15 protein-coding genes are annotated in these 12953 nt (G+C 73.0%); 7 read left to right on the top strand and 8 right to left on the bottom strand.

The genetic code is table 11. The annotated features are described in order from the left end of the window. Positions 1–4 precede the first annotated feature (4 nt). The 6 genes from ACQP2F_RS41615 to aroA form a co-directional block, all read right to left on the bottom strand. Positions 5–727, bottom strand: a complete 723-nt coding sequence (locus ACQP2F_RS41615; protein ID WP_433297671.1) for an ATP-binding protein — start codon at positions 725–727, stop codon at positions 5–7. 140 nt (positions 728–867) lie between these two features. Next, positions 868–1461, bottom strand: coding sequence for a sugar O-acetyltransferase (locus ACQP2F_RS41610; protein WP_433297669.1), 594 nt, complete (start codon positions 1459–1461; stop codon positions 868–870). 941 nt (positions 1462–2402) lie between these two features. Further along, a complete protein-coding gene (locus ACQP2F_RS41605) occupies positions 2403–3269 on the bottom strand; it encodes a hypothetical protein (protein ID WP_433307835.1) in 867 nt (288 codons plus the stop codon). Positions 3270–3341: 72 nt separating this feature from the next. Continuing rightward, positions 3342–4151, bottom strand: coding sequence for a histidinol-phosphatase (gene hisN, locus ACQP2F_RS41600; protein ID WP_433297666.1), 810 nt, complete (start codon positions 4149–4151; stop codon positions 3342–3344). 10 nt (positions 4152–4161) lie between these two features. Further along, entirely contained in the window at positions 4162–5229 is a 1068-nt protein-coding gene (rsgA, locus tag ACQP2F_RS41595; RefSeq protein ID WP_433307833.1) for a ribosome small subunit-dependent GTPase A, read from the bottom strand. A 2-nt stretch (positions 5230–5231) separates the two neighbouring features. After that, on the bottom strand, positions 5232–6524 hold the full coding sequence (aroA, locus tag ACQP2F_RS41590; protein WP_433297663.1) for a 3-phosphoshikimate 1-carboxyvinyltransferase: 1293 nt from the start codon (positions 6522–6524) through the stop codon (positions 5232–5234). Between the two features lie 78 nt (positions 6525–6602). Between aroA and ACQP2F_RS41585 the strand changes: the two genes are divergently transcribed. The 5 genes from ACQP2F_RS41585 to rsrA all read left to right on the top strand — a co-directional run bounded on the left by ACQP2F_RS41585 (position 6603) and on the right by rsrA (position 9740). After that, entirely contained in the window at positions 6603–7280 is a 678-nt protein-coding gene (locus ACQP2F_RS41585; RefSeq protein ID WP_433297660.1) for an SOS response-associated peptidase, read from the top strand. Between the two features lie 192 nt (positions 7281–7472). Continuing rightward, positions 7473–7868 (top strand): WhiB family transcriptional regulator, encoded by a 396-nt coding sequence (locus tag ACQP2F_RS41580; protein WP_433297657.1) that lies wholly within the window; start codon positions 7473–7475, stop codon positions 7866–7868. Positions 7869–7943: 75 nt separating this feature from the next. After that, positions 7944–8555 carry an alpha/beta hydrolase family protein gene (locus ACQP2F_RS41575; protein WP_433297655.1) on the top strand — a complete coding sequence of 204 codons (612 nt, stop codon included), beginning with the start codon at positions 7944–7946 and terminating at the stop codon, positions 8553–8555. Between the two features lie 89 nt (positions 8556–8644). Further along, positions 8645–9445 (top strand): sigma-70 family RNA polymerase sigma factor, encoded by an 801-nt coding sequence (locus ACQP2F_RS41570; RefSeq protein ID WP_433297652.1) that lies wholly within the window; start codon positions 8645–8647, stop codon positions 9443–9445. A gap of 1 nt (position 9446) precedes the next feature. Continuing rightward, positions 9447–9740, top strand: coding sequence for a mycothiol system anti-sigma-R factor (gene rsrA, locus ACQP2F_RS41565; RefSeq protein WP_433297649.1), 294 nt, complete (start codon positions 9447–9449; stop codon positions 9738–9740). A gap of 73 nt (positions 9741–9813) precedes the next feature. On the opposite strand, the gene ACQP2F_RS41560 is transcribed toward rsrA, so the two are convergent. Continuing rightward, the gene (locus ACQP2F_RS41560) at positions 9814–9888 is read right to left on the bottom strand and encodes a 50S ribosomal protein bL37 (protein WP_369752275.1); all 75 of its coding nucleotides are present in this window, start codon (positions 9886–9888) and stop codon (positions 9814–9816) included. A gap of 95 nt (positions 9889–9983) precedes the next feature. Between ACQP2F_RS41560 and ACQP2F_RS41555 the strand changes: the two genes are divergently transcribed. Then, a complete protein-coding gene (locus ACQP2F_RS41555) occupies positions 9984–10202 on the top strand; it encodes a biotin/lipoyl-binding carrier protein (RefSeq protein WP_433297646.1) in 219 nt (72 codons plus the stop codon). 15 nt (positions 10203–10217) lie between these two features. Here the strand turns inward: ACQP2F_RS41555 and ACQP2F_RS41550 are convergent, their stop codons facing one another. Continuing rightward, positions 10218–11753: a tetratricopeptide repeat protein gene (locus ACQP2F_RS41550; RefSeq protein ID WP_433297644.1), complete on the bottom strand. Its 1536-nt coding sequence runs from the start codon at positions 11751–11753 to the stop codon at positions 10218–10220. A 162-nt stretch (positions 11754–11915) separates the two neighbouring features. On the opposite strand from ACQP2F_RS41550, the gene ACQP2F_RS41545 reads away from it, so the two are divergent. After that, positions 11916–12953, top strand: a complete 1038-nt coding sequence (locus ACQP2F_RS41545; protein WP_433307831.1) for an SIS domain-containing protein — start codon at positions 11916–11918, stop codon at positions 12951–12953.

Here is a 12953-nt window from a genome sequence, read left to right as displayed (position 1 = left end):
CAATCTACCCGCGGGGATCGCTCAGTAACGCCCACACCACCTTGCCGTTCGCCAGGGGCAGGCTGCCCCAGCGCGACGACACCGAGTCGACGAGCAGCATGCCGCGTCCGCCGTACGAGGTCGGTGCGACCGGCGCCCCCGTGTAGGAGGGCGGAACCTCGGAATGGTCCCGCACGGCAACGCTGAGTCCCTCGCTCGTCGTCGCCACCAACACGATCATGGGCGTACGGGCGTGCGCCACCACGTTGTTGACCAATTCCGTGGCGACGATGCAGGCCGCACCGGCGAGATCCTCGCGATGCCACCTCCGGCACGCCTCGGTGATCACCTCACGCGATCGGCGCGCGGCGCTCACCTGAGGCTCGAGTTCGAGGCTCACCCGGTCGTCGTCACCGGGCTCGTGCATGGCCAGGGCGTGGTCGCAGTCCGTCTCGATCCGCCAGCCCGAGGTACGCCAGAGCGTGGCCCCCGCCGGGTCACACAGCGTGAGACGGGCGGCCGGCCAGTCCGCCGTCGCGCGAAACACCTCGCCCAGCACTTCGGCCGAGTCCGGGTCGTCCACGGTCAGCCCGCCGACGTCGACGACGACGGCGCTGGGCTGCCCCGCGAGCACGTCGAGCAGCACGTTACGCACGGTCGTAGCGGTGGTGGCATCGAGGACGCCGCTCAGCCGGACCAGCGGGTGCGGCCGGGCGGTGTCCACCAGGTGCAGGACCTCGCTCGACATGATCGCTCCATTGTGCATAACGTGTCCCCGCTTCGCATTTCCACGCGCGGGCGTCACGGGCGCTCGCGCCGGACCGTCATTTGGGACATATGCGCCGGATGGGCATGGGCGACATGTACCCGTCCCGCCGCTTCAGAAACTCAGGCGGGGCGGAAGCCGGTCCGGTCGGCGTCGGTGATCTTCCTCAGTACGCGGGCTGGGTTGCCCACGGCGACCACACCGGCGGGCAGCGACCGGGTCACGACGCTGCCCGACCCGACCACGGTGCCGTCACCGATGGTGACCCCCTGATTGATCGTCACGTCTCCGCCGACCCACACGTGGTCACCGATAGTCACCGGCTTGGCGTAACAGCCGCCGGCCGCCCGCTCGGCCGCGTCAATCGCGTGGTTGCTGGTGTAGATCCCGACCCGGGGCCCGAACAGCACATGATCGCCGATGCTGACGCCCCCGCCGTCGAGCATCACGCAGTCGAAGTTGGCGTAGAAGTGGTCGCCAACCGTGATGTTGAAGCCGAACTCGCAGCGGAACGTAGGCTCGAAGTGGCAGCCGGCCCCGACCGACCCGAGCAGCCGCCGCAGAACCGCCTCCCGCTCCGCCTGCGGCCGCCCGAAGCTCGCGTTGTATTCGTTGGTCAGCAGCACGGTCCGCTGCCGGGCCTCGATGAGCTCGTCGGTGAGGTCGTTGTACATCTGCCCGGTGAGCATGTGCGCGCGCTGCGCCTCCAGATCCATGCCCCCATGGTCACCCGCGGGCGCGGAGGTGGTCTTGTCGGGCCCGGCCGCGTGGGGCCGCCGGCCGGTCGTCGTGGCCGCGCTCGTTGTTGTCTTGGGCTCGGCGGTGGCTTGCGCTGGTCGTCGTGGCCGCGCCCGTCGTTGTCTTCGGTCCCGCCGCGTTGGCGCGCCGCCGCTCGTCGTGGGCGCGCCGGTCGTCTCGGGGCGCTCGCGGTCGTCTCCTCCCCACCTCGTCTCCTCCCCACCTCGTCTCCTCCCCACCTCGTCTCATCCCCACCCCGTCACTGGGTGGGGATGAGCTAAGCACCCCCGACTGACATTCTTCGCGGTTATCCACAGGTCGCTGGCGCCGCTGGCGCGACACGGCTCGGCGTTTGCGCGCTTACTCGGCTTGGCGTCGCATGTCCGCAGGCGGGGCGGGCGTGGCTGGCGGAGCGGCGTGGCTGGCGGAGCGGCGTGGCTAGGCGGGCGTCGGGCCGGCGGGCGGGGGCGTCGGGCCTCGGGCGCCGGGCCGCGGGCCATGGGCCGCGGGCAGGGCGTCGGGTTGCGGCGGGGCGGGCGTCGGGCCGCGGGCCGGGTGACGGGCGGGGCGGGGCGCGGGCCGGGTGACGGGCGGGGCGCGGGCCGGGTGGCGGGCGGGGCGGGCGTCGGGCCGCGGGCCGGCGTCGGGTGGCGGGCGGGGCCAGCGATGGGCGGCGGGCGTCGCGCGGGGCGTTGGGTGGCGGGCGTCGGAGTGGGCGGCGGGCCGCGAACGGGGCGTTGGGTGGCGGGGTGAGCGTCGGGCGGCGGCTGGGTCGGGCCGCGGGCGGGGCGTTGGGTGGCGAGCGGCGGGCGGCGAGCGGCGGGCGGCGAGCGGCGGGCGGCGGGCGGGGCGAGCGGCGGGCGGGGCGTTGGGTGGCGGGCGGCGGGTGGCGGGCGGCGGCGGTTCGGCCTCTGCGCGCCTACCGGCCGGTCGTGGCGGCCCGTAAGCCGGCGCGGGCGTCGGAGCGGCGCGCCGGTGTTGTGGCGTGGTGGTGCTGTGGCTCGGCGAAGCGGGTCAGGCCGATCACCGAGGCCAGCGTGACCACGAAGCCCAGCACGGCGAGCCACCCGCGGCCGGGCTCGATGCGGTCGCCGAGCAGCAGCAGGCCGACGATTGCGGCCGGCACGGCGCCGGCCGCGTCCATGGCGGCTACGGCGGCTGTCGTCGAGCCGCGCTGCATGGCCAGGCCGAGCAGCAGCTGGCCTAGCAGGGAGTGGACCACCAGCAGGTAGAGCAGGGGGTTGGCGAAGAAGCCGGCCGCCGAGTGCTCGTTGGCCAGGGGGCGGGCCGCGATGGCGGCGGCCGAGAACCCGACGCCCGCGAGCGAGCCCAGCACCACCGAGCCGAGGGCGCCGTGCAGGCGTACGGCGAAGAACCCGCAAGCGGCGATGACCAGGACCGACACCGCTAGAAGGAGAATCACTACCGGCCCCAGCGGGCGCGAATGCGCCGGTTGCGCCGCGAGCACCAGCGCGGTGATGCCGGCCAGGAGCAGCGCGAGCAGCGCCACCTCGGCGGCCGGCAGCGACCACTTGAGCACCACCACGCCGAGCAGCGCCGTGACGCCGAGGCCGGCCGCGACGCTGGCTTGGACCAGGAACAGCGGGAGATCACGCCGGGCCAGGAACGCGAGCACGAAGCCGAGCGTCTGGCACCCGATGCCGAGCAGGTACGTCCGCTGCCCGGCCAGCCGCACGAGCAGCGCCGGATCGAAGGTGTGATGCACGGTCGTACGCGCCGCAGCCGCCGACTGCAGCAGGTTAGCCACCCCGTACGCCAAGATCATGGCAGCGAGGAAGAACCAGCCCGGTGTCACCACGTGACGCACGATAGACCAGGTTCCCGCCCGGCCAGGCGCTTAACCGGGAACTCGCCTGGTCGTCAGCGCGGTCAGGATCGTCTCGTGCAGCAGCCCGTTCGTCGCGATCGCCGGGGTCTTGTCGCCCGGCGGCCGCCCGGAGTAATCGGTGATCGCGCCGCCGGCCTCGGTGACGATCGGGATCAGCGCCGCCACGTCCCACAGCGACAGCTCCGGCTCGACCATGACGTCGAGCGCGCCCTCGGCCAGCAGCATGTACCCGTAGAAGTCCCCGTAGGCCCGGCTGCGCCACGCGTTCAGCGACAGGTCGACGATCGCCTGCAGCCGGCCGGCCTCGTCCCAGCCGTTGAGGCTCGCGAAGCAGAAGCTGGCGTCGGCCAGCCGTCCGACGCCGGAGACGTTGATCCGGGTGGCGGCATGCTGATGCTTTCCCGCGTACGCGCCATGGCCGCGCGCCGCCCACCACCGCCGGCCGAGCGCCGGCGCCGACACCAGCCCGACGACCGGCGTGTCCCCCTCGAGCAGCGCGATGAGCGTGCCCCAGATCGGGACCCCGCGCACGAAGTTCTTGGTGCCGTCGATCGGATCGATCACCCACCGCCGGATGCCCGGTCCCGCCGCCGCCTCGGTCCGCCCGAACTCCTCGCCGAGCACCGAGTCCCGCGGCCGCGCTCGCCCGAGCGTCGCCCGGATGGCCTGCTCGACCGCCGTGTCCGCGTCGGAGACCGGCGTCAGATCGGGCTTGGACTCGACCCGCAGGTCCAACGCGCGGAACCGGCCCATCGAGATCGAGTCCGCGGTGTCGGCGAGCATGTGGGCAAGCGCGAGGTCGTCCGCATATCCGGCCATGCACGGCACGCTAGCCGGGGTCGGGCTCGGGGTTCTCGCGGGGGTCGAGCTCGCCGGCGCGCGACGCCAGCAGCCGGCGGTAGGAGGCCAGGCGCCGCGGGTCGGCCTTGCCCTCGGCCACCCACGCGTCGAGGCGGCACTCCACGTCGTTCGCCGTGTGCCCGCAGTTGGGCTGGTCCTCGAGCGTGCCCTCGACCAGGTCGGGGAAGCCGTGCAGCAGGCTCTCGGCGCTGACGTGGGCCAGCCCGAAGCTGCGGATGCCCGGCGTGTCGATGATCCAGCCCGGGTCCTTGCGCGAGCGGCCCACCGGCGGCAGGCGCAGGGCCACCGCGCTCGTCGACGTGTGCCGGCCCTTGCCGACCGCGCTGACCTCGCCGACCGCGCGCAACGCGTCCGGCACCAGGCGGTTGACCAGCGTGGACTTGCCCACGCCGGAGTGGCCGACGAGCACGGAGATCTGGCCGGCCAGGCGACTCCGCAGCTCGGTGAGATCGCTGTCCGGCTGGACCAGGACGTACGGCAGGTCCAGCTCGGCGTAGTACTCCAGCACCGCCGACGGGCCGGCGAGATCCGCCTTGGTCAGGCACAGCAGCGGCTCGATGTCGGCGTCGTACGCCGCCACCAGGCACCGGTCGATGAACCCGGTGCGCGGCGGCGGGTCGGCCAGCGCGCTGACGATCACCAGCTGGTCGGCGTTGGCCACCACGACCCGCTCGAGCCGGCCCTCGGGCGTCGTGTCGTCGTCGTCCGCGGTGCGGCGCAGCACCGACGTGCGCTCGCCGATCCGCACGATGCGGGCCAGCGCGCCGTCCGCCCCCGACACGTCGCCGACGAGCGCCACCCGGTCGCCGACCACCACCGACTTGCGGCCGAGCTCGCGCGCCCGCATCGCCGTGATCACCGGGCTGTCGGCGGCGCCGTCCTCGCGCACGCAGCCGTACCGCCCCCGGTCCACGGTGATCACCAGCGCGTCGACGGCGTCGTCGTGCTTGGGCCGGGTGCGGGTACGCGGGCGCGAAGAACGGCCCGGCCGGATCCGGACGTCGTCCTCGTCGTACTCCCGCTTGCGTCCTGGCAGGTCTAGCTCCTCGCCACGAGTCCCGCCCAGAGTTCGGGGAACTCGGGCAACGTCTTCGACGTACACGCTACGTCGGTGAGCTCGATGCCCGGCACGGCGAGCCCGATAACCGCGGCCGCATGCGCCATCCGGTGATCCGCGTACGTCTCGAGGGACGCCCCGTGCAGCGGCCGGGGCTCGATGCGCAGCCCGTCGCGGAACTCGGTCACCTCGGCGCCGACCTTGCCCAGCTCGGTGGCGAGCGCGGCCAGCCGGTCGGTCTCGTGGCCGCGGATGTGCTCGACCCCGCGCAGCTCGCTCGGCCCGTCGGCGAGCGCGGCCAGCGCCGAGATCACCGGGGTCAGCTCGCTCACCTCGGACAGGTCGGCGGTGATGCCGCGGAGCGTGCCGGTGCCGGTGACGGTCAGGCCGTCCTCGGACCGGGTCACCTCGGCGCCGATCGACCGCAGTATCTCGACCACCTGCGCGACCGGCTGCCAGCTCTCGGCCGGCCAGCCCGCCAGCGTGACCGACCCGCCGGTGACCATCGCGGCCGCGAAGAACGGCGCGGCGCCGGACAGGTCGGGCTCGATCACCCAGGTGCGCCCGTGCAGCGGGCCGGGCTCGACCGCCCACACGTCGGGCAGGCTCTCGTCGACGGCGGCCCCGGCGGCGCGCAGCATGTGCGTGGTCATGCGCAGGTGCGGCGCGGACGGCACCGGCGGGCCCTCGTGGCGCAGCACCAGGCCCTTGGTGAAGCGGGGCGCGGACAGCAGCAGCCCCGAGACGAACTGGCTGGACCCGGACGCGTCGATCACGGCCTCGCCGCCCTCGACCAGGCCGGCCCCGCGGACGGTCAGCGGCAGGCCGCCGGCTGGCGACGCCTCGATCGCCACGCCGAGGCCGCGCAGCGCCGCCACGATCGGGCCCATCGGCCGCTTGCGCGCATGCGGGTCACCGTCGAACTCGACCGTGCCCTCGGCCAGCGCCGCGACCGGCGGCAGGAACCGCATGATCGTGCCGGCCAGCCCCACGTCGACCCGGGCCGGACCGCGCAGCGGACCCGGCTCGACCCGCCAGCGCAGCTCGTCGCCGGTGTCGACCGCGACGCCGAGGGCGCGCAGCCCGGCCGCCATCAGCTCGGTGTCTCGCGCGCGCAGCGGCCGCTCGATCACCGAGGGGCCGTCGGCGAGGGCGGCCAGGATCAGCGCGCGGGCGCTCATCGACTTGGAGCCGGGCAGGCGCACCGAGGCGCGGACCGGGGCGGACGAGGTCGGGGCGAGCCAGGGGCGGAGTTCAGCGGTCACGGTGGCCATTCTGCCCGCGGGCCACGACATTTCCCGGGCGCATTCCCGCCCCCCGGGATGGATTCGGAGGGCGTACCGTTGCGCACCATGTGCGGGCGGTACGCGACGACGCGGAGCGAGGCCGACCTCAGCGACCTCTTCGACGCCGTCGACGTCACCGAGGGGCTGGGGCCGAGCTGGAACGTCGCACCCACCGACCCGGTGCCGCTGGTGCGCGTCTCCGAGAGCCACGGCGCCCGTGTGCTCGACACCGCGCGCTGGGGTCTCGTGCCGCCGTGGGCGAAGGACCTGCGCGGCGGCGCCCGCATGATCAACGCGCGTGCCGAGACCGTGGCGACGTCCCCCGCCTTCAAGGCGTCCTTCGCCCGGCGCCGCTGCCTGGTCCCCGCCGACGGCTGGTTCGAGTGGGTCCGGTCCGGCAAGGAGCGCCAGGCGTATTACATGACCCCGCTCGACGGCGCGCCGCTCGCCTTCGCCGGCATCTGGTCGGTCTGGGGCACCGAGCCGGTGCTCACCTGCAGCGTGCTGACCACCGCGTCGTCCGGCGGCCTGGCCCGGGTGCACGACCGCATGCCGCTGATCCTGCCGCGCGAGCGCTGGGCCGGCTGGCTGGCCGGCGGGGGCGAGCCGGTCGAGCTGTTGCGCCCGATGACCGACAGTGAGCTGGAGGCCATCGAAGTGCGACCGGTGGGCCCCGCGGTCGGCAACGTTCGCAACAACGCGCCGGAGTTGGTCGAGCCGCACGCGGCGGCAACCCTGTTCTGAACTTTTCATGATCAACAGGTCTTTTTGTCGGCGTATGACCGCATTCCCAAAGGCAAACTTTGTTTCGAGATAGATAAGACCCTTGTTCTGATCTTCTACCGTGCGATACAAACCAGCGCCGGAGTGGTGCCGTTCCGCAGGGAGCGGACGGGTCACCATGCGCAACACCGGTCCCACGGGGGAGGTGGGCTGATGACACGGGCACGTATGCCGCGTCCGCACGAGGTTGCCATCGCACGACGCGACCCGCGACTGCTCGCAGCAATCCAGGAACGACGGTCCGACGAGGCTTGGCGCACACGTGGCGCCTGCCGCAGCGTCGATCCCGAGACGTTCTTTCCGGCTCCGAACGAGCCATCGGAAAGCGCTGTCTCGCTCTGCGGCACCTGCACGGTGCAGGGTCCGTGCCTGGCCTGGGCGTTGCAGGTCGGCGACTGTCACGGCGTCTGGGGCGGCACGACGCCGCGCGAGCGCCGGGCCATGCTGGTCGCCTGGCGTGAGCGCGTCAAGCCGAACGGCGAACCGGTCGACGACGGTCCCGACGAGGAAGACCGTCGCCTGCTCACGCTGATTCCGATCAGCCGCTAGGCACATAGCACCAGTCGGCGACCCGTCGGCCTGTTCCAGGCCGTCGGGCCGTCGGCGTGCTGGTTTCATAGGGCGGTGAGCAGCACGGAGGTAGACACGCCCCGCGGGCCGGCCGGAATCCGCATCGTCGAGAGCGCCGGCCCGGCCGTCAGCACGCTGGTTCTGGGACACGGCGCGGGCGGTGCGGTCGATGCGCCCGACCTGGCCGCCGTGACCGCCGCCGCCTCGGCCGCCGGCGTGCGCGTCGTCCTGGTCACCCAGCCCTATCGCATGGCCGGTCGGCGAGCGCCCGCGCCGGCCGTGCAGCTCGATGAGTGTTGGACGGCCGTGGTCGGGCATCTCGGCGTACGGGATCGTCCGTTGATCTTCGGGGGTAGGTCCAGCGGAGCGCGCGTCGCGTGCCGGACCGCGCCCGTCCTCGGCGCCGCGGGGGTTCTCGCCCTCGCCTTTCCGCTGCATCCGCCGGGTAAGCCGGACAAGAGCCGGGCCGATGAGCTGCCCGCCGATCTGCCCACGCTCGTGCTCAACGGTGATCGGGACCCGTTCGGCGTTCCCGCGGCCACCGGCAACGTCGAGGTGGTGGTCCGGCCGGGCGCCACCCATGACCTGCGCAAGGGCGTCGCCGGGACCGCCGGGCTCGCGGTGGCCTGGCTGCGGCGGCACGGGTGGGCGAATCCGGAGGTGTGACGCGGGCCCGAACGACGCCGGGGAATGCAACTTGCGGCATCGCAGTTGTACAACCCGCGAGCTTGTACGTCGGAAGGGGTTTGGTAGAGGTGCGAGCCGGAACCGAGATCGTCGCGCGTGGCAATGGCGAGGTTGGCCGTGTACGGAGCCTGCTGAGCGCCCCGGAGTGGCCCGCCGTCGAGCCGTCGCCCGCCACCCCATCGGTGAGTGTCACAACACCGGCGGTTTTCGAAGCTTCGAGTGGGGCACTACCCGTATCCTCGGCGGGGCGGTCGAGGGGGGAGTCGAGGGTGGCCCAGACAGAACGCACGGACGAGCGCCGCGCGCGATTCGAGCGTGACGCGCTGCCGTTCGTGGACCAGCTCTATGCGGCTGGGCTGCGGATGACGCGTAACCCGGCCGATGCCGAGGACCTGGTGCAGGAGACGTTCCTCAAGGCGTACTCCGCGTTCCACCAGTTCGAAGAGGGCACCAACCTCAAGGCGTGGTTGTACCGCATCCTCACGAACACCTATATCAACTCGTATCGGCGCAAGCAGCGTCAGCCGGTGCAGGCTCCCACCGAGGAGATCACCGACTGGCAGCTGGCCTCGTCCGAGTCGCACACGTCGGTCGGCCTGCGCTCGGCCGAGACGGAGGCGCTCGACCGCCTGCCCGACAGCGACATCAAGGACGCCCTCCAGGCCCTGCCGGAGGACTTCCGCCTGGCCGTCTACCTCGCCGATGTCGAGGGTTTCTCATACAAGGAGATCGCCGACATCATGGGTACTCCCATCGGCACCGTCATGTCGCGGCTGCACCGCGGCCGCCGCAACCTGCGCAAGCTGCTGGAGCAGTACGCCGTCGACCGGGGCATCACCCGGACCGCTTCGGAACCCCAGGAGGCGTGACGTGAGCGGCGTGAACGGCGAGGAGCACGAGCACGAGCCCGATTGCGGCGTAGTCCTCAGCGAGGTCTACCTCTATCTCGACCTGGAGTGCAGCGAGGACCGGCGGACGCTGATCCAGAAGCACCTGGACGACTGCTCCGGCTGCCTCCGCGAGTACGGCATCGAGCACGAGGTGAAGGCGCTGGTCGCGCGTTGCTGCGGCGACGAGACCGCGCCCAAGGAGCTGCGCGAGCGCCTGCGGGTCAAGCTCGACCAGCTCGAGGTGCAGGTGGAGACCCGGGAGTACCTCCCGTAACGAGACACACGAAAGCCCCGGCAGCGACAACGCTGCCGGGGCTTTCGCATGCAGTAGCGATGCAGGCCCGAACTCAGGAGTTGGGGCGCTTGCCGTGGTTCGCGGAGCTCTTCTTGCGAGCCTTCTTCTTACGCGCCTTCTTGGCCATGGGTCGACTCCTGTTCGTGGCATGTTTCCGGGCCGATCGTAGTCGGCCATGGTTTGATGACGCGTACCGACTGCTCGACGAAGAGGGGTTCCGCGATGGCCGACGAGATCCGGGCCGAGATGGTGGCCAATGTGTGGAAGGTCGTCGCCAATGTCGGCGACACCATCTCGGAGGGCGACACCCTGGTCATCCTCGAGTCGATGAAGATGGAGATCCCGGTGGTCGCCGAGTCGGACGGCACCGTCTCCGAGCTGGCCGTCAACGAGGGCGACGTCGTTCAGGAGGGCGACCTGATCGCGGTGATCGCGGCTTAGGACCCGAGCACCCGCCTACGAACGCCGCCAGCGCAGCAGCAACCGGCTCCGGCCCCGGCCGCGCTGGCGGGGAACGACCGCCGCCCGGATCATCCCGGCCGCCGTCGCCCGTGCGGCCGGCGCGAGGTCGGGCGTGGCCAGGGCGAGCTCGGCGACCGAGCGCGCACCGGGCCGTCCGCCGACCTCGCCCAGCCGCCCGGCGACGATCGCGGCCACGTCGGGCCGCGCCGACGGGTCGATCCAGGCGGTGACGATCAGGGCGAACAGAGCGGCCTCGGTCACCCGGTCGAGACCGCCGTCGAGCAGGTCGAGCAGCAGGCGGCGGCGCTCCGAGTCGAGCCAGGGCTCTTCGGTGCCGTGGTGCAGCAGCCCGAGGCAGGCCCAGATCTCCGGCGCGGCCACGTCGGCCGGCGGGTGGGCGAGCAGGGCCAGCAGGTCGTGCGGCGGCACCATGATCAGCTGAACCGCGGCGTCGTAGGCGGCGGGCGGGTGCGACCAGGACAGCGACGCCACCTGGCGCAGCCGGCGGACGGCCTCCTCGGTGGGCTCGGAGGTGCCGGTCAGCGATCCGCGCGGGAGCGGCGCCGCGGCCGGGGCGCCGCTGAGCCACGGCACGGCCCGGCAGCAGTCGGCGAGGTCGGTGTGCTCGTGCGACTCGTCGGGATGGTCGCGGATGAAGTCGGCCAGGCGCACCAGGTGACCGAGGTCGCCGTCGGCCCGGTGGCGCAGGCGGTGGGCGGTGTGCACGGCGCAGTCGTACTCGGGATCGCGCTCGAGGGCGCGGTCGACCCAGGTCAGCGCGTCTTCCAGGCGGCCGTGGTCGGCCAGGGTGCCGGCGATGTCGGCGTAGACCGAGAGATCGTCGGGATCGTGCGCGACGGCCCGGCGCAGCGCGGCGAGCGCCTCGGGCACCCGGCCGGCGCTGCGGTACGCGTACCCCAGCCAGATCTCCGCCAGCTTCGACGGCCGGGACCGTGCGCCGCGCGCGGCCCAGTCGACCGCCAGCGCGGTCTCGCCGATCCGGCGGGCCAGCGCGGAGCCGGCGCCGAGCAGCATCGCGTGCTCGGGGTGGGCGGCGATCGCATACCGGGCGACGGTCAGGTACGGCCGCAGGGTGGTGCGGGTGACCGGGGGTGCCGGATCGCCGACGGCGGTGCACAGGCGCATGAGAAGTTGGACGAGCAGGCCGGGCTCGATGCGTACGCCGAGGGCCGGATCGCCGACCCAGGGCACCCCGGCCCAATCGCTGCCGGGCGCGCGCCCGCTGGCCGCGGCGAGCAGGGGCAGGCCGTCCTCCGGGTGGCCGGCGGCGGCGAGCAGGTGGGCCCGCGCGGCCAGCCCGCCGGCCGTCACGTGCGGCGCCAGCGGGAACAGGTCGAGACCGCCGCCCGGCTGCGCGGCGAGGCGGCCGAGCAGCTCGTGCGCCTCGGGCAGGGTCGGGGCATGCGTGAGCGCGCCGGCCAGATGATCGGCGGCGGACTCCGGCTCGTCGCGTGCCAGAGCCGATCTTGCCTGCTCAATCGCTCGGTCGGCGGCACGGCGTTGTTCCACGGCGAGAACAGTAGGGGAAGAGGACCCCTAATGTCAGTCCCTGCCTGCTGCGCATTGCTGCGCGAAACGTTGACGAAGTAATCTCTTTCTTGCAAGACTGCGCACCGATCGCGCGAGAAGTGCTCAACAGGGGAGGAACACGTGGTGCAGCGGGGCCAGGGCATGGCGGCGGACATAGCGGAACAACCGGCCGGTTTCGCCCGGCTGCTGGACGCCGAGCACGCCGGTGCCATCGCCGGTATCGCGGCCGAGGTGGCGCGCCGCAAGCCGCGCAGCGTCATGTTCGTCGCGCGTGGCACCTCGGACCACGCGGCCCTCTACGGCGCGTACCTCACCGAGATCCGCCTCGGGCTGCCGGTGGCCAGCGCGTCGCCGAGCGCGATCACGCTGTACGGCGCCCGGCCCGACTTCCGCGACACGCTGGTGATCGGGGTCAGCCAGAGCGGCGGCTCACCCGACCTCACCGGCGTGCTCAGCGCGGCCCGGGAGACCGGCGGCCTCACGCTCGCGGTCACCAACAACCCCGGGTCGCCGCTGGCCCAGGCCGCGGAGCTGTCGATCGACGTCGCCGCCGGGCACGAGCGGGCGGTGGCGGCCACCAAGACGTACACCGCCGAGCTGCTCGCCCTGCTCCTGCTCATCGAGGGGATCCGGGCCGGCGACGGGCGACTGCCGGACCAGGAGCGCGCGGCGCTGGACAAGCTGCCCCAGCTCGCCGAGGACGCGCTGGCCGACCCGACGGCCGACGACCTGGCGCAGCGCTACCGCTTCGCGTCGCGCCTGGTGACCACGGCGCGGGGGTACGCGTACCCGACCGCGCGCGAGGCGGCCCTGAAGCTGATGGAGACCTCGTACCTGCCGGCCCTGTCCTTCTCCGGCGCCGATCTGCTGCACGGGCCGCTCGCGATGACCGACCCGGACGTGCCGGTGCTGGCCGTGGTCGGGAACGGCCCGGGCGGCCGGTCGATGCGTGACGTGGTGACCCGGCTGGCCGAGCGGCGGGCCGACGTGGTGACCATCGGCGCCGACGACATCCCCGGCGCCGCCGGCCGGCTGCCCGTGCCGGCCGTCGCCGACGAGCGGCACAGCGCGCTGCTCGACATCCTGCCGTTGCAGAAGCTGGCCCTGGCGCTCGCGCTGGCTCGCGGCGAGGACCCGGACGCGCCGCGCGGACTCAAGAAGGTAACCACCACCCTGTAG

The organism is Actinoplanes sp. CA-030573 (assembly GCF_050951115.1).
Taxonomy (GTDB): domain Bacteria; phylum Actinomycetota; class Actinomycetes; order Mycobacteriales; family Micromonosporaceae; genus Actinoplanes.
This window is presented reverse-complemented; position numbering and strand designations above follow the sequence as displayed.